Annotated in this window: 20 protein-coding genes; 15 read left to right on the top strand and 5 right to left on the bottom strand. The window is 71.1% G+C overall.

Features of this window, described 5'->3' with window-relative positions; translation table 11 throughout:
• The first annotated feature begins 14 nt into the window (after positions 1-14).
• Together IPJ78_04255 and IPJ78_04250 are read left to right on the top strand one after the other, a co-directional pair.
• Positions 15-563: a hypothetical protein gene (locus tag IPJ78_04255; GenBank protein MBK7905758.1), complete on the top strand. Its 549-nt coding sequence runs from the start codon at positions 15-17 to the stop codon at positions 561-563.
• An 80-nt stretch (positions 564-643) separates the two neighbouring features.
• Positions 644-1,588, top strand: coding sequence for a VOC family protein (locus IPJ78_04250; protein ID MBK7905757.1), 945 nt, complete (start codon positions 644-646; stop codon positions 1,586-1,588).
• Positions 1,589-1,636: 48 nt separating this feature from the next.
• Here IPJ78_04250 and IPJ78_04245 read toward each other — a convergent pair whose 3' ends face one another.
• The gene (locus IPJ78_04245) at positions 1,637-3,217 is read right to left on the bottom strand and encodes an alpha-amylase family protein (GenBank protein ID MBK7905756.1); all 1,581 of its coding nucleotides are present in this window, start codon (positions 3,215-3,217) and stop codon (positions 1,637-1,639) included.
• Between the two features lie 78 nt (positions 3,218-3,295).
• Between IPJ78_04245 and IPJ78_04240 the strand changes: the two genes are divergently transcribed.
• Together IPJ78_04240 and IPJ78_04235 are read left to right on the top strand one after the other, a co-directional pair.
• Complete coding sequence (locus tag IPJ78_04240) at positions 3,296-4,063, top strand: metallophosphoesterase family protein (protein MBK7905755.1); 768 nt, start codon at positions 3,296-3,298, stop codon at positions 4,061-4,063.
• Positions 4,060-4,770, top strand: coding sequence for an aquaporin family protein (locus tag IPJ78_04235; protein MBK7905754.1), 711 nt, complete (start codon positions 4,060-4,062; stop codon positions 4,768-4,770). The genes IPJ78_04240 and IPJ78_04235 overlap by 4 nt, the downstream gene beginning before the upstream one ends.
• Here the strand turns inward: IPJ78_04235 and queG are convergent.
• Both queG and IPJ78_04225 read right to left on the bottom strand, forming a co-directional pair.
• Positions 4,698-5,699 (bottom strand): tRNA epoxyqueuosine(34) reductase QueG, encoded by a 1,002-nt coding sequence (gene queG, locus IPJ78_04230; GenBank protein ID MBK7905753.1) that lies wholly within the window; start codon positions 5,697-5,699, stop codon positions 4,698-4,700. The genes IPJ78_04235 and queG overlap by 73 nt on opposite strands.
• Positions 5,696-5,938 carry a hypothetical protein gene (locus tag IPJ78_04225; protein MBK7905752.1) on the bottom strand — a complete coding sequence of 81 codons (243 nt, stop codon included), beginning with the start codon at positions 5,936-5,938 and terminating at the stop codon, positions 5,696-5,698. The genes queG and IPJ78_04225 overlap by 4 nt, the downstream gene beginning before the upstream one ends.
• A 97-nt stretch (positions 5,939-6,035) precedes the next feature.
• Between IPJ78_04225 and IPJ78_04220 the strand changes: the two genes are divergently transcribed.
• Genes IPJ78_04220 through IPJ78_04185 form a run of 8 tightly spaced genes read left to right on the top strand, consistent with a single transcriptional unit; the run spans position 6,036 to position 14,287 of the window.
• On the top strand, positions 6,036-6,782 hold the full coding sequence (locus tag IPJ78_04220) for a TetR/AcrR family transcriptional regulator (GenBank protein MBK7905751.1): 747 nt from the start codon (positions 6,036-6,038) through the stop codon (positions 6,780-6,782).
• On the top strand, positions 6,779-8,071 hold the full coding sequence (locus IPJ78_04215) for a TolC family protein (protein ID MBK7905750.1): 1,293 nt from the start codon (positions 6,779-6,781) through the stop codon (positions 8,069-8,071). Before IPJ78_04220 ends, IPJ78_04215 begins: the two co-directional genes overlap by 4 nt.
• Positions 8,071-8,985 (top strand): efflux RND transporter periplasmic adaptor subunit, encoded by a 915-nt coding sequence (locus IPJ78_04210; protein ID MBK7905749.1) that lies wholly within the window; start codon positions 8,071-8,073, stop codon positions 8,983-8,985. Before IPJ78_04215 ends, IPJ78_04210 begins: the two co-directional genes overlap by 1 nt.
• Positions 8,986-9,008: 23 nt before the next feature.
• Entirely contained in the window at positions 9,009-9,929 is a 921-nt protein-coding gene (locus IPJ78_04205; GenBank protein ID MBK7905748.1) for an ABC transporter ATP-binding protein, read from the top strand.
• Entirely contained in the window at positions 9,926-10,666 is a 741-nt protein-coding gene (locus IPJ78_04200; GenBank protein ID MBK7905747.1) for an ABC transporter ATP-binding protein, read from the top strand. The genes IPJ78_04205 and IPJ78_04200 overlap by 4 nt, the downstream gene beginning before the upstream one ends.
• 1 nt (position 10,667) lies before the next feature.
• A complete protein-coding gene (locus tag IPJ78_04195; GenBank protein MBK7905746.1) occupies positions 10,668-11,789 on the top strand; it encodes an ABC transporter permease in 1,122 nt (373 codons plus the stop codon).
• Entirely contained in the window at positions 11,789-12,940 is a 1,152-nt protein-coding gene (locus tag IPJ78_04190; protein MBK7905745.1) for an ABC transporter permease, read from the top strand. Before IPJ78_04195 ends, IPJ78_04190 begins: the two co-directional genes overlap by 1 nt.
• Positions 12,941-12,961: 21 nt before the next feature.
• Positions 12,962-14,287 carry a 1-acyl-sn-glycerol-3-phosphate acyltransferase gene (locus tag IPJ78_04185; GenBank protein ID MBK7905744.1) on the top strand — a complete coding sequence of 442 codons (1,326 nt, stop codon included), beginning with the start codon at positions 12,962-12,964 and terminating at the stop codon, positions 14,285-14,287.
• Here the strand turns inward: IPJ78_04185 and IPJ78_04180 are convergent.
• Complete coding sequence (locus IPJ78_04180; GenBank protein ID MBK7905743.1) at positions 14,260-15,660, bottom strand: alkaline phosphatase family protein; 1,401 nt, start codon at positions 15,658-15,660, stop codon at positions 14,260-14,262. The two genes, IPJ78_04185 and IPJ78_04180, sit on opposite strands and share 28 nt — an antisense overlap.
• A 234-nt stretch (positions 15,661-15,894) precedes the next feature.
• Here IPJ78_04180 and IPJ78_04175 point away from each other — a divergent pair, with 234 nt between their 5' ends.
• From IPJ78_04175 to IPJ78_04165, 3 genes are all read left to right on the top strand, one after another.
• Positions 15,895-16,614, top strand: a complete 720-nt coding sequence (locus IPJ78_04175; protein MBK7905742.1) for a TIGR00730 family Rossman fold protein — start codon at positions 15,895-15,897, stop codon at positions 16,612-16,614.
• A gap of 1 nt (position 16,615) precedes the next feature.
• Entirely contained in the window at positions 16,616-17,857 is a 1,242-nt protein-coding gene (locus IPJ78_04170; GenBank protein ID MBK7905741.1) for a deoxyhypusine synthase, read from the top strand.
• A gap of 215 nt (positions 17,858-18,072) precedes the next feature.
• Entirely contained in the window at positions 18,073-19,479 is a 1,407-nt protein-coding gene (locus IPJ78_04165; GenBank protein MBK7905740.1) for a hypothetical protein, read from the top strand.
• Positions 19,480-19,525: 46 nt separating this feature from the next.
• Here IPJ78_04165 and IPJ78_04160 read toward each other — a convergent pair whose 3' ends face one another.
• Positions 19,526-20,083, bottom strand: coding sequence for a methyltransferase domain-containing protein (locus IPJ78_04160; protein ID MBK7905739.1), 558 nt, complete (start codon positions 20,081-20,083; stop codon positions 19,526-19,528).
• Positions 20,084-20,090: the final 7 nt, after the last annotated feature.

Here is a 20,090-nt window from a genome sequence, read left to right as displayed (position 1 = left end):
TGGGACCGTTGCGGATGCTCATCGCCGCCCTCTCCGCGCTCGCCGCGCTCATCCTCCTGAGCACCCTGCTCTGGAGCGCCAACTTCCTCTCGTATCGGGTGATCAAGGACCGGACGCTCCGCGAGCGGCGCTGGGACTACAACATCTGCTGCGGCGAGACCGACGGCGGCGGGATCAACGCCGACATCGTGCGGTACGGGGAGATCCCGAACTTCGAGCTCGTCACCGACCCCTACGTCCTCCCGCACCGCAACGGCGCGTTCGCGCAGGTGCTCTGCAGTCACACGCTCGAACATGTGGACGATCCGGCGGCGATGTTCGCGGAGCTGCGGCGGGTGGGGCGACGGGTGACGATCCTCGTTCCGCCGCTCTGGGACCTGGCGGCGGCGCTGAACCCGTTCGAGCATCGGGTGATCTTCCTGACGTTCCGGACGCGCCACGACGATGTCCTGCCGCGCTATGTGCGGTACGGGTTCGGGCGCTGGGTCCAGTCGTTGCGCGGGCAGCGCGTGATCGCGCACGCGCCGGGGGACCGGTTGCTGCGGGCGCTCGGGCTGCGGTGACGCGCGACGGCCTCGCGTGGGTCCGTCGGCGCGGTTGACACCGTGCCCGGGTCGGATGATGATGCGCGAGGAGGCTTCACATGAGCGTTGGGGCGCAGGACATCTTCGGAGGGGACGCGGGCGCTCAGCCGGCGTCGCCCGGCAGTTACGGCGAGGCCCCCGAGGGCCATCGCCTGCCAGAGGCGACGCGGCTCGGCCGCGTGGTGCTCCAGGTCGCGGACCTCACGCGCTCGATGCGCTTCTACGAGCACGTGCTCGGATTCCGCGTCCTGAGCCACGCCGAGGGGACCGCCAAGCTCGCCGCGCACGCGAGTGACCGAGTCCTGATCGAGCTGCGTGAACGGAAGGGGGCGAAGTCACTCGGCGGCCGCGGGCGCCTCGGACTCTTCCACTTCGCGATCCTGCTGCCGGATCGTCCCTCGCTCGCGCGCTTCGTGCGCCACCTGAGCGAGATCGGCGCGCGCGCCGGCGCGGGCGATCATCTCGTGAGCGAGGCGTTCTATCTGAACGATCCTGACGGGCTCGGGATCGAGGTGTACGCGGACCGGCCGCGCGACACCTGGCAGCGCGTCGGTCGCGAGCTCATGATGGCGACCGATCCGGTGGATATCGCCGGGCTCGTCGCGGTCGCCGGGCCATTGCAGTGGGTCGGCATGCCGAACGGCACGGCGATGGGGCATGTCCACCTGCACGTCGGCGACATCGCGCGCGCCTCGGCCTTCTACTCGGACGCGGTGGGCTTCGACCGGATCGTCTGGAGCTACCCCGGGGCACTCTTCCTTGCCGCCGGGGGCTACCATCATCATCTCGGCACGAACGTCTGGGCCGGCGCGGACGCGCCGTCGGCCGCCGAGGACGACGCGCGGTTGGTGGAGTGGACGATCGAGCTGCCGACGCTCGCCGACGTCGACTCGGCCGCGGTGAACATCGCGCGCGGCGGGTTCGCGCTCATGCGCGACGAGGACGACGCGGTCGCGCGCGATCCGTGGGGCACGCAGGTGCGCCTGCACGCGCTCGGGGCCTGAAGCGCACGGCGTAGCGGGCGGCGCGGGGTGGGCGCCGCCGCCCGCTGCTCAGAGCCGCGTGCTCGTGTCGATCGCCAGCGCCCGGTTGGAGGCCAGCGTGAACGTGATGGTGCCGTCGCCCGCGACCGTCAGCGTCGTGCCGACGCATGCGCCCCCGACCTTCCCGCCGGTGATCCGATCGCAATAGCTCCCCGGCGCGAGCGGCGTCGTCACGGTCTGCGTCACGCTCGTCGTCTCGCGGTTGATCGCGACGAATCCCTTGTCCCCGCGCGAGAAGGCGATCGCGTTGGCGTCGTTGTCCCACCAGCCGGTCGACGGCGTGCCGGCGACGACGCGCCGGAAGCCCACCATGTTCCGGATGGACGGGTCGCGATGCTCGCAGATCCAGTCGCCGTCCACCGCCGTGGCCCAGTCCGCGATGCAGCTCACCGGGAGCGTCCAGCCGTCCGGATCCGAACGCGGGCCGGTGGAGTTGCCCGAGGGACAGGTGAACGAGTAGCTCGACATCACCGAGGGATAGCCATACGGCTGCGCGAGCATGAAGACGTGCGCGAGGCGGTAGATGTCGCCGTCGTCGGGGCTGATGCCGCAGTTGTGCTGCGTGTCGTGGTTCTGGAGGAAGATCACCGCCTTGTCCGACGGCATGAGGCCCCACGCGCCCTCGGAGAACTGCGCGCCTGCGGGACCGTTCGGGTCGAGCTCGGCGAGCTTCTGGCCGCCGACCTTGCGGAACTTGTCGGCGAGTCCGGTGACGGTGAACTCGGTGATGTCGGTCGCGCCGCCGGTGCCGTAGCCGATGCCGTAGTAGTCGGCCTCGCCCACCGCCTCGCCGCTCCCGCCACTCACCTCGAGGAAGACGTACGGCAGCGGCCGCGACTCGGCGGTGAGCGTCGTGTTGACGCGGTCGAAGATGTCGTCGAGCTCGACCTGCTGGATGTGCTTCGCCGCATCGACGCGGAAGCCGGCGACCCCGAGCCGCGCGAGCGCGATGAGATAGTCGGCGAGCTTCTGCCGCACCGCCGGTGAGCCGGTGTCGAGGTCGGGGAGCGTGAACAGCTCGCAGTCCTGCACGTTCGCCGCGCTCGAGAAGTTGTTCACCGCGCAGGGCGCATGGAAATCGGCAGCGGTCCAGAGGCCCGGGTAGCTGTACTTGGTGTACGCGGTGCCGTTGCTCCCCACGCCAGGGCTCGGGAAGTTGGTCATGTGGTTGATCACCGCATCGACGTAGATGCCGACGCCGACGTTCGCGCACCGTGTGACCATGTCCACGAACTGCGCCTGCGTCCCGGAGCGGCTGCGGGCGAGCGAGTAGCTCACCGGCTGGTAGCGCTGGCTCCAGTCGCGCGACGGGACGAGGCTGTGCTCCTGCGGCGGCGAGACCTGCACGGCCTTGTAGCCCGCGGGGCCGAGGACCGTCTCGCACTCGGCGGCGATGTCGGGCCAGGTCCACTCGAAGAGATGGACGAAGACGTCGCCGGCGGCGGTGCGACCGCTGGCCCGATACGTCGGGTCCAGGCTCGGGCGCGTGGGGACGACGTTGGTGCCGCCGCCGGTCGAGGGGTCCGACGTGCAGGCGGAGAGCAGGAGCGCGCCGAACAGGGCGGCGCGGCGAACGGGGCGCGAGGTCATCGGGAGGCGCGGAAACGGAATCGATACATGCCGGGGACTGGCTCGACTGGCCACTCCGGGAATATTACCCGGTCACCCATGCGCTACGCCCTCATCTCCGACATCCACGGCAACCTGCCGGCCCTCGACGCCGTGTTCGCCGACATCGCGACCCGGCCGGAAGTTGCCGCCACGCATCATCTCGGTGACCTCGTCGGCTACTCGCCCTGGCCGAACGAAGTGATCGCGCGACTGTCCGAACGCGGCGTCACCGGAGTCTCGGGGAACTACGACTCGACCGTCGCCTTCGCCTACAAGCACTGCGGCTGCCGCTCCGAGAGCCCGAGGCAGGAGGAGCTCGCGCACATCTCCTTCGCCTGGACGTGCGCCCACACGACGGAACCCTCCAAGCGGATGCTCGCGGCGCTGCCGTATCGCCTGGACCTCAGCCCGCGCGGTGGACACGTTGCCGGCCCTACCGTGACCTTGGTGCACGCCACGCCGGTGAACAACCTGGTGTACGTCACGGAGGACCGGCCCGACGCCTTCCTCCTCAAGCAGGCCGAGGCGGCCCGACTGAAGGCAGGCGACGTGCTCGCGTTCGGGCACACGCACAAGCCGTGGACGCGCGTCGTCGACGGGATCCGGTTCATCAACACGGGGAGCGTGGGGCGTCCGAAGGACGGGGACTGGCGCGCCGGCTACGTGCTCCTCGATGTCGGCACGGAGGAGACCCAGGTGGAGTTCGTGCGCGTGCCGTACGATGTCGAGTCGGCGGCGCGCGGCGTGATCGCCGCGGGATTGCCGGAGGAGTTCGCGGAGTTCCTGCGGACCGGGGGCAAGCCCACGCCGGTCGCGACCGCATGAGTGGCGGCCCCCCCGCGGATCCGCGCCGCTATCTCGCCGAGCTGCTCGGCACCTTCGTGCTCGTCGCGCTCGGCCCCGGCGCGGCGATGGTGAGCGCGAGCACCGGTGCCTTCGGGCATGCCGGTGTCGCACTCGCCTTCGGCCTCGCGGTGACCCTCATCGTCGCGACCTTCGGACCCGTGAGCGGCGCGCATGTGAATCCTGCCGTGAGCGTCGGGCTCTGGAGCATGGGACGGTTCCCGGCGCGCGATGTGCTGCCCTACGTGATGGCCCAGTGCCTCGGCGCGATCGCCGCGGCGTTCACGTTGCGATGGCTCCTCGGTGATGTCGGCGGGATGGGCGCGACCGTGCCGAGCGTGAGCCTCGCCCGCGCGTTCGCGATCGAGGCGGGATACACCGCCTTGCTCGGCTTCGTGATCCTCGGGGTCACGACGCACGCGCGCGTGCCGACATCGGTCGTGCCGTTCGTGCTCGGTGCGACGGTCTTCGCCGGCGCGCTGGTCACCGGGCCGTTGACCGGGGGCAGCTTCAACCCGGCCCGCACGCTCGGCCCCGCGGTCGCCGGCGGCGCGTGGACCGCGCACTGGCTCTACTGGGTCGCGCCGATCCTCGGCATGGCCGCGGGCATGCGCGCTTATGCGCTCGTGCGCGGTGACGCGGGTGCGGACGCCGCAACGGACGCCAGCACCGCCGACGCATTGCGCTGAAGCCCCGTGAGCTTGGCACGCTTCATCGCCGAGCCGCGGAACCGCTCCCGGTAGGTCGCCTCGTCCATCGCGAGCAGCTCGCGTGCGAGTGCGACGGGATCGGTGGTCTCGAGCCAGGCGCGCGCCGCGAGCGCCGCGTCGCTCGGTTCCGGCTTGGCGAAGCGCACGTTCCACGGGCAGACGTCCTGGCACACATCGCACCCATATAGGTGCTCGCCGATTGCGCTCGAGAACTCCGCGGGGATCGCCGTGCGGCTCTCGATGGTGAGGTACGACAGGCATCGTCGCGCATCCATCACGCCGGGCGCGACGAAGGCCTGCGTGGGGCAAGCGTCGAGGCATCGCGTGCAGGTGCCGCAGTGCTCCTCGGTGAAGGGCGCGTCGGGCGCGAGGTCGAGCTCGAGAAAGAGCGCGCCGATGAAGAAGAACGACCCCATCCGGGGGTGGATGAGCATCGTGTTCTTGCCGAACCAGCCGAGCCCCGCGCGGCGCGCGAGGTCGCGCTCGAGGATCGGGCCGGTGTCGACGTACGCGCGTCCGCCGACCTCACCGCGCTCGACACGGACCCAGGCGAGCACCGCCTCGAGCTTGTCCCACATCACGCGATGGTAGTCGTCGCCGCGGGCGTAGCGCGCGACGGGGCCGTTCGGCTGCTTGCCGCCATAGTCGAGCGCGACGACGAGGGCCGAGCGCATGCCGGGCTCCGGGCGCCGCGTGTCGGCGCGGAGGTCGGCGCCGCGGCGGAGATAATCCATCTCGCCGTGATGGCCCGCGGCGAGCCACGTCTCGAAGGAGGGTGCGGACGCGACGGGTCCGAGGGTCGCGATGCCGGCTAGATCGAATCCGAGGCCGAGCGCCTGAGCCTTGAGCCGCGATTCGAACGACGCCGGCGCGACCGGGGCCGCGTCGAAGGCGTCCGGCGTCGTCACCCGATTCGCGCCGCCCAGCGCGCGTAGCGGATCACGTCCTCCACCGGGGGCACGGCATCGTGTGCGCCGTACGCCGTGTACATGCGCCAGCGGACGTAGTCGCGTGCCGGCACCGGAAGGAAGGGGAACCGCGCGTACCACCGATTCCGCCGGAACCGCCAGGCGACGACGAGCAGCGCGCGGGCGGTGGTCGGGCTGAGGAGGGCCCGGGGAAGGAGGCGCAGGACGAGGGCGAGCACGCCGGAATATAGGCGGCGACGGGAGGGGCCTTGCGCGCCTCATCCGAGGCGGATTATCTTCGGTGTTAACTGAACAGTTAAATCAAGCAATCAACGCATGGCGACCAGACGGGGCAGCGGGAAGGGCGAGCAGGGCGCGCGCGGCGGGAGGGCCGGTGCCGCGGCGGCCGCGGCGGCCGCGGCGGCGCATCGTGGCCCGCGCACCGCGGTCTCGCACGACGGCGACACCGAGCGCCGGATCCTCGAGGCGGCTCGGCGTGTGTTCATCCGGAGCGGCTCGGCGGGTGCCCGCATGCAGGAGATCGCCGAGGAGGCCGGGGTGAACCAGGCGCTCCTGCACTACTACTTCCGCACCAAGGACCAGCTCGGCTACGCGGTCTTCCGTGAGGCGGCAGGGAAGCTCTTTCCCGGCATCGTGCGCATCCTCGGTTCCGACCTGCCGCTCGAACAGCGGGTGGAGCAGGTCGTCCATCACTACATCGACACGCTGCGCGCGCATCCGTTCCTGCCCGGCTACGTGCTCGCGGAGCTGAACTTCCACCCGGAGCGCATCACCGCGTTCGCCGGGGAGCAGCTGCAACGCGCCGGCGCGTCGGACGGGACACCGGCGCTGATGCTCGCCAAGCTGCAGGAGGAACTCGACCGCCGCGCCGCGGCCGGCGAGATCCGGGCGATCGCACCGGACCAGTTCCTCGTGAACCTCGCGTCGATGTGCGTCTTCCCCTTCGCCGCCCGTCCGATGCTCTCGGCGCTCCTCGGCTTCCACACCGATTCATGGGATCGCTTCCTCGACGCCCGGCGCGTCGAGTTGCCCCGCTTCATCCTCAACGCCCTCCGTCCATGAATCGCCCGCTCCAGCGCGCCATCGCGATGGCGGTGCTCGCGCTCGCCTCGTCGCGCGCCGCCGCGCAGGCCGTCGACACGCTCCGCCTCTCGGACCTGCATCGCGCCGCCCTCGCACGCGATCCGCGCAGTGCACAGGCGGCGCTGCTCCGCGAGCAGTCGTCGCTCCGCCTCGCCAACCTCCGCGCCGAGCGGTTCCCGACCTTCGGTGTCGCGGCGCAGGCGCAGCATCAGTCGGACGTGACGAGCGTCTCCTTTCCCGGCGCGGTGCTGCCGTACAAGGACACCTACGACGCCAACGCCGGCCTCCGCTTCCGCCTACTCGACCCGTCGCGCGCGCCGCGCACGGCGGTCGAGCGCACGCAGCTCGCGGAGTCGGAAGCGCGCGTCGAGGCGGCACTCTTCGCGCAGCGTCAGGCGGTGAATGACGCCTTCTTCTCGGCGTTGCTCCTCGACGCGCAACGCGGTGTGCTCGCCGACGCGATCACCGACCTGGAGACTCAGCTGCGCCTCGCGCGCGAGCGGGTCGCGGCGGGCGCCTCGCTCCCGAGCGAGGCGGCGATGCTCGAGGCGGAACTGCTGCGGCGGCGGCAGTCGCTGGAGGAGGCCGCGAGCGGTCGCGCGGTCGCGCTCGCGGTGCTGGCCGACCTCACCGGGGCCTCCGTGACCGAGCAGGCGTCCCTCGAGGCGCCGGCGATCGAGGGACCGGTGCGGGCCGCCCGGATGGCCCTCGACTCGCTGCGAGCGCGCCCCGAGTTCGCGCAGTTCGCGGCCGGGCGCGACGCGGTGACGGCCCGTGAGGCCACGGTGCGCGCGCTCGACAAGCCGAAGCTCTCGGCCTTCGGCCGCACCGGCTACGGCCGCCCCGGGCTGAACATGCTCGCGCGCGAGTTCGACACGTATTGGCTCGCCGGCGTGCAACTCGAGTGGACGCCGTTCGACTGGGGCACGATCGATCGCGAGCGCGAGGCGATCGCGATCCAGCGCCAAGTGCTGGTGACGGAGGAGCGCGCCTTCGCCGAGCGGATCCAGCGCGCGGTGCGAGCCGACCTCGCGACGATCGACCGGCTCGAGCGCACGGTCGCCTCCGACGACGCGATCGTCACGCTGCGCGAACGTGTGCTGCAGGAGACCCGCCTCCGCTACGGCGAGGGCGTGGTGACGGTCGGCGAGTTCGTCGACCGCGAGACCGACCTGAACACCGCGCGCCTCGCGCGCGCGACCCATCGCGTGGAGCTCGCCCAGGCCCGCGCCCGCTTCCTCACCACCGTCGGACTCGAGGTCCGCTGATGTCGACCGCCCATCGTTCCCTGCGCCGCGCTGCCGCGGCCCTGCTGATTCCCGCCGTGGCGGTCGCCTGTGGCCGCGACGACGGCGCCGACGCCTACGGCAACTTCGAGGCGATCGAGACGGTCGTCGCGGCCCAGACGAGCGGACCCATCGAGCGCTTCCTCGTGGTCGAGGGGCAGCAGATCGCCGCGGGCGCGCTCGCGGCAGTGCTCGACTCCACGACACTCTCCCTCGACCAGCGCCAGATGAGCGCCCAGCGCGCGGCGGTCTCGGCGCGGCTCGCCGAGCTCGACGAGCAACTGGGGGTGCTCGAGGTGCAGCGCGAGATCGCTTCGCGCGCGTACGACCGCGTCATGCGCCTGAGCGCGCAGCAGGCGGCGACGGCGCAGCAGGTCGATCAGGCCGAGCGGGAGCACCGGACGGTGCTCGCGCAGCTGGAGGCCGCGCGGGCGCAGCGCCGCAGCATCACGCTCGAGACGGCCGCGGTCGAGGCGCGCGTGGCGCAGGCGCGCGATCGCGTCTCGCGCACGACCGTCATGAACCCGGTCGCGGGGACCGTGCTCGCGGTGTATGCGCGCGTGGGTGAGGTCGTGGGTCCGGGGCAGCCGCTGTACAAGGTCGCGGCGCTCGACACGCTCGAACTCCGCGCGTATGTCTCCGGCGACCAGCTCGGGGGCGTGCGTCTCGGGCAGGTGGTCGATGTGCGGATCACGCAGGGTGACGGCCTCACCACGCTGCAAGGCACGGTCAGCTGGATCGCGAGCCAGAGCGAGTTCACGCCGACGCCGGTGCAGACGCGTGATGAGCGCAGCGACCTCGTGTACGCGATCAAGGTGCGCGTACCCAATCCGAACGGCGTGCTGAAGATCGGCATGCCGGCCGACCTCTCGTTCACCGCCTCGCAGGTCCCGTGACCACCCCCGACGCGACCTCGCCCGTGATCGTGCGCGGGCTCGGCAAGACGTTCGGCGCGACCACCGCGCTCGCGGACGTCTCGTTCGAGGTGCGCCCGGGCGAGCTGTTCGGCCTCGTCGGTCCCGACGGCGGCGGCAAGACGACGCTCTTCCGCATCCTCACGACCCTGCTCGTGCCGGACGCCGGGACGGCGACGGTACTGGGGCGAGACGTGGTGCGCGACCTCTGGGAGATCCGCTCGCGGGTGGGTTACATGCCGGGGCGCTTCTCGCTCTACCCCGACCTGAGCGTGGAGGAGAACCTCCGCTTCTTCGCGTCGGTCTTCGGGACGACGCTTGAGGCCGGGTACGACATCATCGCCCCCATCTACCGGCAGATCGAGCCGTTCAAGGAGCGGCGCGCCGGTGCGCTCTCGGGCGGGATGAAGCAGAAGCTCGCCCTGTCGTGCGCGCTCGTGCACCGCCCGGAACTGCTCCTGCTCGACGAACCGACGACCGGCGTCGACGCCGTGTCGCGCCGCGAGTTCTGGGACCTCCTCGACGCCCTGCAGGCATCCGGGCTGACGATCGTGGTCTCCACGCCGTACATGGACGAGGCGAGCCGCTGCGACCGCGTCGCGCTCGTGCAGAAGGGACGCATCCTGGCGATCGACGTGCCCGACGCGATCGGCGCGCGCTTCCCGCGCGATCTCTTCGCCGTGCACGGGACGCCGCGGCATGCGCTCATCGAGGCACTGCGCGCCTTCCCGCATCAGGCGTCGGTCCAGCCGTTCGGCGATGTGCTGCACTACAGCGACGCGCGGACGGGGATCCCGCCGCAGCAGGTCGTCGACGAGCTCCTCGCGTGGACGGCGACGCGCGGGATCTCCGAGACCTGGGCGGCCCCCATCGCGCCCGGGATCGAGGATGCGTTCATGGCCCTGATGGGCGAGGCCGCCGCATGACGCTCGCCATCGAAGCGCGCGACCTCACGCGGCGGTTCGGTAGCTTCACCGCGGTCGATGCGATCAGCGTCGACGTGCGGCAGGGCGAGGTCTTCGGCTTCCTCGGCGCCAACGGGGCGGGGAAGACGACCGCGATCAAGATGCTCATCGGGCTGCTCGCGCCCACCTCGGGCCTGGCCAGGGTCGCAGGCTTCGACATCCTCACGCAATCGGACGACGTGCGCCGGAACATCGGCTACATGAGCCAGCGCTTCTCGCTCTACGACGACCTGACCGTGATGGAGAACATCACGCTCTACGGCGGCATCTACGGGCTCACCGACGCGGAGATCGCGGCGCGCGGCGCGGAGATGGTGGGCGTGCTCGGGCTCGGAGCGGCCGCGCGCGAGCGCGTGGGGCGACTCCCGCTCGGCTGGAAGCAGAAACTCGCCTTCTCGGTGGCGTTGCTGCATCGGCCGTCGGTGGTGTTCCTCGACGAGCCCACGGGCGGTGTGGACCCGGTCACGCGCCGGCAGTTCTGGGAGATGATCTACCGTGCCGCCGCCGAGGGGACGACGGTCTTCGTGACGACGCACTACATGGACGAGGCCGAGTACTGCGACCGGCTGTCGGTGATGGTGGACGGGCGCATCGCGGCGATGGGGACGCCGGGGGAGCTCAAGGCGCAGTTCGGCGCGCCGAGCCTCGACGAGGTCTTCGTTCGCCTGGCGCGGCCCGCGGCCGCCACGGGGGCATGAGATGAAGGCCGTCGACCGGATGCGGACGCTCCGCGCGTTCGTGGTGAAGGAGCTGCGGCACATCCTGCGCGACCGGCAGACGTTGACGATCCTGCTGCTGCTTCCGCTCTCGCAGGTGGTGCTGTTCGGCTTCGCGATCCGCACCGACATCCGCGAGATCCGGCTGGCGATGGTCGCCCCCGTCGCCGACGCGGCGACGCACGCGCTGCGCGCGCGGTTCGAGGGCAGCGACCGATTCACGCTGGTTCCCGTCCCGCCGAGCACCGCGGCGATCGACGCGCTCTTCCGTCGCGGCGCCATCGACGTCGCGCTGGTGATCGAGCCGGGCCTCGCCGACCATCTCGCCGACGGGACGCCGGCCCGGCTGCAGCTGATCGTCGACGCGTCGAACCCCAACTCCGGTGCGACCATGGGCACGTACGCGACCGCCGTGCTCGCGGGCTGGCAGGCCACGCTTCCCGGTACGGCGCGGCCGGTGCGCATCGACCAGCAGGTCCGGATGCGCTTCAACCCCACCCTCGAGAGCGTGAACCTCTTCGTGCCGGGGCTGATCGCGCTCATCCTCACGCTCGTCTCGGCGATGATGACCGCGATCTCGCTCTCGCGCGAGAAGGAGCGGGGGACGATGGAGATCCTCCTCGTCTCGCCGCTCCGGCCCTGGCAGATCATCGTCGGGAAGGTCGCGCCCTACCTGCTGCTCGCGTTCGCGAACGTGGTGACCGCGCTGCTCGCGGCCTGGCTGATCTTCGACGTCCCCTTCCGCGGCAGCCTCGTGCTGCTGCTCGCGGCGAGCACCCTGTATGCGCTCGTCTGCCTCGCGATCGGGGTCTTCGTGGCGGCACGGACGAGTTCGCAGCTCACGGCGATGATGGGGGCGCTCCTCGGCACCATGTTGCCGAGCACGCTGCTCAGCGGGCTGATCTTCCCGATCGCGAGCCTGCCGCTGCCCCTGCAGGTGGTCTCCAACGTGATCCCGGCGCGCTGGTTCATCGTCGTCGTGCGGGGCGTGATGCTCAAGGGCGCCGGCGTGGTCCACGTCTGGCACGAGCTCGCGATCCTCACCGCGATGCTGCTCGTGCTGCTCGTCGCCGCCACCCGGTCGTTCAAGGCGAGGCTCGCCTGATGCGCATGCTCCGCTTCCTGCTCCGCAAGGAGTTCACGCAGATCTTCCGCGACCCCGCGCTGGTCCGGATGCTCTTCATGATGCCGATCGTGCAGCTCATCATCCTGTCGAATGCGGCGACGTTCGAGCTCAAGCGTGCGCGGATGCACATCGTCGACCAGGACCACTCGAGCGCCTCGCGCGGGGTCATCGACCGCCTCACCGCCTCGGGCCGATTCGTCGCGGAGCAGGCATCGGGAAGCACCGCCCTCGGCGACGAAGCCCTCATCCGTCGCGAGGTCGAGCTCGTGCTGGTCATCCCCGAGGGCTTCGACCGCGACCTCGTGCGCACCCGCCAAGCGTCGGTGCAGTTCATCCTCAACGCCGAGGACGGGCAGACCGCGGGACTGACGCAGGCGTACGCCCGCGACATCCTCGGGGCCTATGGGGCCGAGCTCGGGGCGCGCCTCGTGCCCGCGACGGCGGTGGCGCTCGCGCGGCACGAGCGGCCCGCGGTCCGCGGGCGCCCGCAGGTGGAGGTGCGGCGGCGCGGCTGGTACAACGCCGAACTCGACTACCGCCACTTCATGGTGCCGGGGATCCTCGTGCAGCTGCTCACCATCGTGGGGACGCTGCTCACCGCGATGAACATCGTGCGCGAGAAGGAGATCGGGACGCTCGACCAGCTCAACGTCACGCCGATCACGCGCACCGCGTTCATCACCGCGAAGCTGATCCCGCTCTGGGTGCTCGGCCTCCTCCTGCTCACCATCGGCCTCACCGTCGCGCGGGTCGTGTTCGACGTGCCGATGCGCGGGTCGTACCTGCTCATCTACGCCGGGGCGGGGCTCTACCTCGTCGCCGCACTCGGGATCGGCCTCTGGGTCTCGACGGTCACCGAGACGCAGCAGCAGGCGATGTTCGTCAACTTCTCCGTGCTCATGGTCTACCTGCTCATGAGCGGCCTCTTCACGTCGGTCGCCTCGATGCCGGACTGGGCGCAGTGGATCGCGCGGGCCAATCCCATGATGCATTTCATCACGGTGGTGCGGGCGGTGATGCTGAAGGGATCGGGGCTCCTGGACGTCTGGCGGGACCTCGTGTTCCTCGCCGGCGCGGGAGCGCTCGTGCTCACGGTCGCGGTGCAGCAGTACCACAAGCGCGCGGCCTGACGAGTCCGTACATTCCGGCCCATGCGGTTCCCCTGGGCCATGAACGTCATCTCCAACCTCGCCATCCGGGCCTACTATCGGGTCACGGTGGCGGGGGCACGTGTGCCGAGCGAGAGCGCGGTCCTCCTCGTGGCCAACCACAACAACTCGCTCGTCGATCCGGCGCTCGTCGTCGTCGCCGCTGACCGCACGGTGCGGTTCATGGCGAAGGAACCGCTCTTCCGCGATCCGCTCATCGGATGGCTCGTGAAGGGAGTGGGATCCGTGCCGGTGTACCGGCAGCAGGACGACCCGACCAAGCTCGCGCAGAACCTCGATTCGTTCCGCGACGTGCACAAGGTGCTCGCCGCCGGCGACGCCGTCGGGATCTTCCCCGAGGGCATCAGCCACTCGTCGTCCAAGCTCGCGCCGCTCAAGACGGGGGCGGCGCGCATCGCGATCGGCGCGGGACAGATCATCGGGCACGACTTCCCGATCATCGCGATGGGGCTCGTCTTCCGCGACCGCGACGCGTTCCGCAGCGAGGCCCACATCATCATCACCGATCCCTTCCGGTGGGATGACCTCCTCGTGGCCGGCGTCGAGGACCGCGAGGCGGTGCGAGAGCTCACCCGGCGGATCGAGACCGCGATGCGTTCGGTGACGGTCAACCTCGAGGCCTGGGAGGATGAGCCGCTCGTGCGCGGCGCCGAGCAGGTGTGGGCGGCGGAGCGGCGCGGGATCGCGCACGATCCGGCGACGCATGTCGAGCGGCTGCGGATGACGAGCGAGGCGCTTCTCGCGCTCCGCGGCGGCGGCGATGCCGACTGGCGCGCGGTGGCCGGCGAGCTGCAGGCGCATCTGCGCGAGCTGCGGCAGCTCGGGCTGAGCCCCGCCGAGCTCAAGGACGACGTGCGCATCGGCGAGGCGGTCGAGTGGACCGTCGCGCGCGTGCCGCTCGCGGTCGTGCTGCCCGTGTCGCTCGTCGGCGCGGTCGTCTTCTGGCCCCCGCGCGCCGTGACGGCCGCCATCGCCGGGAAGATGTCCGCCTCCGAGGGCCCGGACACGCTCGTCACGTATCGCGTGCTCGTGGGCGCGGTCGTGTTCGGCCTCTGGTTCCTCGCCGTCGCCTTCGCCGTCTGGCCGCTGCTCGGGCTCGGGTGGGCGCTGTTCGCGCTCGTCGCGCAGCCCTTCTGGGCGTTCGCGGCGCTCGCGGTGGGGGAGCGCCGGCAACAGGCCTTCGAGGCCGCGCGGCGCTTCTTCCTGCGTCGCCGCGAACGGCCGCGTCTCGACGTGCTGCGCGAGCAGCAGCGCGCGCTCGCGGATCGCCTCGAGCGGCTCTACGCGCGCGTCATTGCCATGGCCTGACGGGCGAGCCGGAAGACGTCGGCTGTCCGCCGCGGCACGCGATCCGGCACGAGCGTGGTCAGTAGCGGGACGAGGAGGTGCTCGCGGCGCAGCGAACCGTGGGTCGAGCGGTGCGGGATCGGCTCCCACCGGGATCGCAGGTCCCAGCCCGGCGCCGCCGAGACGATGATCTCTCCCGCGCGCTGCGATCCGGCCAGCGCGAGCACCTGCGTGAGAGCATCCGGATAGGTCGTCCCGCGCGACGCGTCGTACGCCGCGTCGGCATCGAGCCCCGCCTCGCCGCCGAGCGTGCCGGAGGCGTCGAGCGCCGACGCCAGTTCGAGCGGATCGCCGTCGGTCGGCTCGTAGCGCAGGCCGCCGCGCCGGGTGCGCCGCACGAACGCCGCACCGCGCGTCGCCGACCGCACCTCGCAGGAGTCGGGCCCGTGGGGCAGGAGGAGCAGGTCGACCGCAGGGTGTGCCCCGAGCTCGGCCACGAGCGATCCCCACTGCCGACCGAGGACGGGCCACCAGGGGCGTTCGCGGCGGCCGAGCTCGAGGTAGAGGTGCGCCATCGCATTGCCGCTCACCATCACCGCGACGTCGTCGCCACCGGCGAAGGTCCACGGGTGCGCGAGCACGCCGTGCCCGCGCGCGCGCACGAGGTCGGCGAGGTCGAGGTGCGCATGGACCGGCGAGTGCCCGTGGTCGCTCACGACGAGGAGGTCGAGCGGACGTCCGGCGCGCGCCGCGTCGTCGCGAAGGCGGGCGACCATATCGTCGACGCCGCGCATCGCGGCGAGCACCTCCGGCGCGTCGTGCCCGCGGAGGTGCGAGAACTTGTCGATGCACTGGTGCGCGAAGAGCACGAGGTCATGCGCACCGGTCGCGGCACGCGCCGCGACGCGGTCGGCGAGCGCCGCCTCGAGGCGCAGCCAGCCACGCGTATCCCCGCGGAAGTGCGTCCACGCCATTCGCGGCCACGACGCGATCCCCGCGCCGAGTCGTGCGTCGTCGCGCAGGCCGCGCCCGATGGGCGTGAGCGCCGCGAGCGGCCGTTCGGCGAGCTCGAAGAGGGTCGGATGTGCGATGGTGAGGTCGCCGTCCTGCCGCAGTGCCTCGAACCCGACGTAGCTCCGCGCGTTGCCATGCGCATAGGCGCGCGTGCCCGCACGGTCCCACCAGCGGATGCCGGGGATCCCCGCCTCGCCCGGATGCAGTCCCATGAGGAACGGCACGTACGCCGGTCCGGTCACCGAGGGGAAGACGGAGGTGACCACGTGCGACGCCCCATCGCGCCGGAGCGCTGCGAGGGCGGGGAGCTGTCCCGCGTCGATCGCCGCCGCGAGGGTGTCGGGGCGGACTCCGTCGGCGACGAGGATGACGGCGGTCACGCCGCAAGGTAAACTTCATCCCTCATGGCACCCAAACGCACCAAGCCGAGCCCGCGCGCTCCCCGCTCCGCCGGGGGCAACCGCGTCGATCCCGCGCGCATCACCGATGCCGGCAACGAATCGGTCGCCGCGCTGAAGGCGCGCATCGACGAGGGGCGGCGCGCCTCCGGCGTCTTCCCCACCGTCGACGAGAGCATCGTCCCGCGTGCCGCCACCGACGACGCCATCGGCGACATGGCGTGGGCGCTCACCGAGGACGCCCGGCTCCTGCAGTCGGGCGGCCCCAAGGCCGACTTCCGGAGCACCGACCCCTGGCGCGTCATGCGCATCATGGGCGAGTTCATCGAGGGCTTCGACAAGCTCGCCAAGGTCGAGAAGGGCGTCTCCATCTTCGGCTCGGCGCGCACGCATCCCGATGACCCGCAGTACCTCGCCGCGGTCGAGGTCGGCAAGCTCCTCGGCGAGAAGGGCTTCTCGATCATCACCGGCGCCGGCCCGGGGATCATGGAAGCGGCCAACAAGGGCGCGCGCCTCGCGGGCGCGCCGAGCATCGGCTGCAACATCGAGCTGCCGTTCGAGCAGGGGACGAATCCCTACGTCGACACGAACGTCGCCTTCCGCTATTTCGCGGTCCGCAAGACGATGTTCATCAAGTACTCGAGCGCGTTCATCATCTTCCCCGGCGGCTTCGGGACCTTCGACGAGCTCTTCGAGGCGCTCACGCTGATCCAGACGGGGAAGATCTCGCAGTTCCCGGTGGTGCTCTTCGGGACGCACTACTGGGCCGGGCTGGTGCGCTGGCTCAACAGCCGGGTGCTCGCCGAGCGGAAGATCTCGCCCGGGGACATGGACCTGATGGTGGTGACCGACGATCCCGCCGAGGCGGCGCGGGTGGTGGAGCAGGCCTACGAGTTGCAGCTCAAGACGGCCCGGAAGCGGGCGGAGAACCGATAGCATGGCGAAGAAGGAGGAGCGCGCGCGCGGGGGCTTCAAGGCATCCCGTCACGGCGACGGCAAGGCGACACGCGCCAGCGCCGCGGGCAACAAGGCGGAGCAGAAGCGCGCCGCGGAGCAGCGCGAGGCGAAGAGCACGAAGGTCGGCACCAAGGCGGTGAGCCCGCTGCTGCGCGGCAAGAAGATCGACCCGCGCAAGCTCGACGGCACCGAGACGGTCGTGCAGCTCGTCGAGGGCGCGTTCCAGAGCTACAACTCGGGGCGCCTCCGCGAGGGGTGCCAGCTCTTCACGCAGCTCATGCTCGAGAAGAACGTGACCGTCGGCATGACGCTCACCGGCGCGCTGACGCCGGCGGGCCTCGGGATGAGCACCATCATCCCGCTCATGGAGGCCGGCTTCGTCGACTGGATCATCTCCACCGGCGCCAACCTCTACCACGACACGCACTTCGGGCTCGGCCTGTCGATGCACCGCGGCAACCCGCAGGCGAGCGACACCCAGCTGCGCGAGGAAGGCGTCGTCCGCATCTACGACGTCTTCTTCGACTATGACGTGCTGCTGTCCACGGATGCGTTCTTCCGCAAGATCATCCGCGCGCCCGAGTTCCAGCGCACCATGTCGAGCGCCGAGTTCCACCACCTCTGCGGCAAGTACCTCGTCGAGCGCGAGAAGGCGCTCGGCATCCCGCAGAAGTCGCTCCTCGCCGCGGCCTACCGCTGCGGCGTGCCGATCTACACCAGTTCGCCGGGCGACTCGAGCATCGGCATGAACATCGCCGCCCTCCAGCTCGAGGGCGGGACGTGCGTGATCGACCCCAACCAGGACGTGAACGAGACGGCGAGCATCGTGCTGCACGCCAAGCGGAGCGGCGGCGAGAGTGCGGTGCTCATCGCCGGTGGCGGCTCGCCGAAGAACTTCATGCTCCAGACCGAGCCGCAGATCCAGGAGGTGCTCGGGATCGACGAGAAGGGGCACGACTACTTCCTGCAGATCACCGACGCGCGCCCGGACACGGGCGGGTTGAGCGGCGCGACGCCGGCCGAGGCGGTGAGCTGGGGGAAGATCGACCCGGACAAGCTGCCGGATGCGGTGGTCTGCTACCTCGACTCGACCATCGCGCTGCCGATCCTCACGAGCTACGCGCTGGCCAAGCGGAAGCCACGCAAGCTGAAGCGGCTCTACGACAAGCGCGGGGAGATGATGCAGACGCTCAGGGACGAGTTCGCGAAGGCGAATCGCTGAAGCGCGGCCGAAGGCTGGAGGGTGACGGGGGCAGGCCATTCGGCCTGCCCTCTTGCACTCCGTGCGGCGAAGTCGACAGGAGCGCCGTGTGCCGTTCGAGGACCGGGTCGCCACGCGGCTCGGCACTCGGAGCGAACGGCTCGCCCCGACACCCTTCGTATTCGCCCCCCGTACGGCGATTGTCGACATCTCACCCGACCACCTCCACGGGACCCATGCGCCTCCTCGCCGCCCTGCTCCTCCTGCCCGCCGCGCTCGCGGCGCAGGCCACCCCGCCCGCGCGCGTCGCGGCCGTCGCGATCCTCGACGAGGCGATCACGCGTCAGGGCGGCGATTCCGCGCTCCGCGCCATCCGCACCGCGCGCCTCGACGTGATGACGCAGTGGCAACGGTTCCACTTCGGCACGCACCCGTTCGCGGACGGACCGTCGTACGAGCGACACCAGGACCTGCGCGACTACGCCACGGCCTCATGGCGCAATTCACGGGCGTTCATCCCGTCCGGGGCCGCGGTCGACATCGTCCGCGACACCGTCGCCGGCCGCACCCTCGCCGGTCCCGGCGGGGCGACGCAGGCGATGGCGCTCAACAGCGCGTACGTGCAGGAGCGCCGTGAGCTCTTCGCCTTCGCGCCCGAGCGCACGCTGCTCCTCGCCCGGGAGGCCCGCGACCTCCGCCGCGTCGCGGACACGACGATCGATGGCGCCCTGCACCGGCGCATGAGCGCGACCGTCGACGGGTTCCCGGCGACCTGGGCGATCCGCGAGCGCGATGGGCTGCTGGCGATGGTCCGCTTCTCCGCCGACGAGGATGCCGACTTCGGCCTCGCGCCCTACGGTGTGCAGGAGGTGGAGGTGTGGTTCTCCGGATGGCGGCGTCTCCCGCCGGGCGTGATGTACCCGATGCAGCGCGACATCCGGCGCGTCGGGCGCCCGTACAAGCGGATGACGGCGATCTCTGCGGTGCTCAATGCGCCCGCGCCGCCGGACTCGTTCGCCATCGCCGATTCGATCGTCGCGCAGTATCTGGCGACCCAGCGCGGTCCGATGTGGGACGCGTCCCTCGACGCCACCCAGGTCGCGGACAGCGCCTTCGTCGCCTTCCCGCCGTTCATCGGCACGAGTGCGGCGCTGCGCGTCGGTGGCAGCTGGGTGCTCATCGAGACGGGACAATCGAAGGGCGCGGCCGCGAAGACGGCGGCCTGGCTCGAGCGCACGACGGGTACCAAGGTCGGTGCGGGGATCGTGACGATGCCGAGCACGAGCAATGGCGGCGCCGGCTGGTTCGCGGAGCAGCGCCTCCCCCTTCACGTGGCGCCGGGCGCGGTCCCGATGCTCCGCGCGATGCTCGGTGCCACGCGCGCGGCGCGCGCGTCGACTGTGGAGGCGAGCCGCTGGGTGCGCGTCGGGAGCGACTCGCTCTGGCTCGAACGGCTCGAGCTCCCGGATCTCAGCGGCGCGCTCGCCGTCTACTCGCCGACGCATCGCTGGCTCTACTTCGCGATCCTCGGCACGCCGCAGGTGAAGGCGGACCAGGACGCGCTCGTCGCGCGGTTGCGCGCCCGGGGCCTGGCGGTGGAGTGGGTCGCGAACGTGCGCGCGATCCGCACGCCGGCGCCGTGAGGGTAAGGCACTAGGCCCCGCCCGCGCCTCACGGCTGCCGGGCGGGCTAGAGCGCCGCTGCCTGCGCCAGCTGCGGCGAGCACTCGTACACGAACGCCGGCGGGATGTTGGCGAGTGTGAACCCCACGCGCACATCCCCGAACCGCCGCTCGAGCGCCCGGCGCTGCGACAGCGAGTACTGGTACTGCAGGAACATCCCGTCCGGCGCGAGGAGACGGTCCGAGTCGCGGAGGATCCGCTCGACCACCACCGAGTTCATGATCGCCAGCGGCAGGCTGGAGACGATGTAGTCGATGGGCCCGAGCTCGAGTTCCACCGCGAGCCGGGGAAGGGTGCTCGCGCAACGCTGGAGAAGCGTGAGCCGCGGATCGTCGATCTCGCGGTTCTCCTCGACGAACACCTGGTTGAGCTCGAGCGAGATGAGCCGCGCGTCGGGCCGCATGCGGCGGAGCAGGCCGCGCGTGATGCACCCCGTCCCGACCCCGAGCTGGACGATCGTCCGCGCGCGCGCGAAATCGATCGCGCGGAGCATGCGGCTCACCAGGAACGGCGAGCTGCCCACGATCGTCCCCGACGTCTTGATGTGCCTGATGTGCTCGATCAAACGCGTC

The sequence above is a fragment of the Gemmatimonadota bacterium genome (genome assembly GCA_016714015.1).
Classification (GTDB): Bacteria; Gemmatimonadota; Gemmatimonadetes; order Gemmatimonadales; family Gemmatimonadaceae; genus Pseudogemmatithrix.
This window is presented reverse-complemented; position numbering and strand designations above follow the sequence as displayed.

What these genes read in the sequence shown, in the direction of transcription:
- IPJ78_04220 (MBK7905751.1), top strand. Translation starts at nt 6,036, where the DNA reads ATGGCGACCAGACGGGGCAGCGGGAAGGGCGAGCAGGGCGCGCGCGGC.
- IPJ78_04240 (MBK7905755.1), top strand. Translation starts at nt 3,296, where the DNA reads ATGCGCTACGCCCTCATCTCCGACATCCACGGCAACCTGCCGGCCCTC.
- IPJ78_04245 (MBK7905756.1), bottom strand. Translation starts at nt 3,217, where the DNA reads ATGACCTCGCGCCCCGTTCGCCGCGCCGCCCTGTTCGGCGCGCTCCTG.
- IPJ78_04195 (MBK7905746.1), top strand. Translation starts at nt 10,668, where the DNA reads ATGAAGGCCGTCGACCGGATGCGGACGCTCCGCGCGTTCGTGGTGAAG.
- IPJ78_04250 (MBK7905757.1), top strand. Translation starts at nt 644, where the DNA reads ATGAGCGTTGGGGCGCAGGACATCTTCGGAGGGGACGCGGGCGCTCAG.
- IPJ78_04210 (MBK7905749.1), top strand. Translation starts at nt 8,071, where the DNA reads ATGTCGACCGCCCATCGTTCCCTGCGCCGCGCTGCCGCGGCCCTGCTG.
- IPJ78_04190 (MBK7905745.1), top strand. Translation starts at nt 11,789, where the DNA reads ATGCGCATGCTCCGCTTCCTGCTCCGCAAGGAGTTCACGCAGATCTTC.
- IPJ78_04185 (MBK7905744.1), top strand. Translation starts at nt 12,962, where the DNA reads ATGCGGTTCCCCTGGGCCATGAACGTCATCTCCAACCTCGCCATCCGG.
- IPJ78_04255 (MBK7905758.1), top strand. Translation starts at nt 15, where the DNA reads ATGCTCATCGCCGCCCTCTCCGCGCTCGCCGCGCTCATCCTCCTGAGC.
- IPJ78_04215 (MBK7905750.1), top strand. Translation starts at nt 6,779, where the DNA reads ATGAATCGCCCGCTCCAGCGCGCCATCGCGATGGCGGTGCTCGCGCTC.
- IPJ78_04200 (MBK7905747.1), top strand. Translation starts at nt 9,926, where the DNA reads ATGACGCTCGCCATCGAAGCGCGCGACCTCACGCGGCGGTTCGGTAGC.
- IPJ78_04175 (MBK7905742.1), top strand. Translation starts at nt 15,895, where the DNA reads ATGGCGTGGGCGCTCACCGAGGACGCCCGGCTCCTGCAGTCGGGCGGC.
- IPJ78_04235 (MBK7905754.1), top strand. Translation starts at nt 4,060, where the DNA reads ATGAGTGGCGGCCCCCCCGCGGATCCGCGCCGCTATCTCGCCGAGCTG.
- IPJ78_04165 (MBK7905740.1), top strand. Translation starts at nt 18,073, where the DNA reads ATGCGCCTCCTCGCCGCCCTGCTCCTCCTGCCCGCCGCGCTCGCGGCG.
- IPJ78_04170 (MBK7905741.1), top strand. Translation starts at nt 16,616, where the DNA reads ATGGCGAAGAAGGAGGAGCGCGCGCGCGGGGGCTTCAAGGCATCCCGT.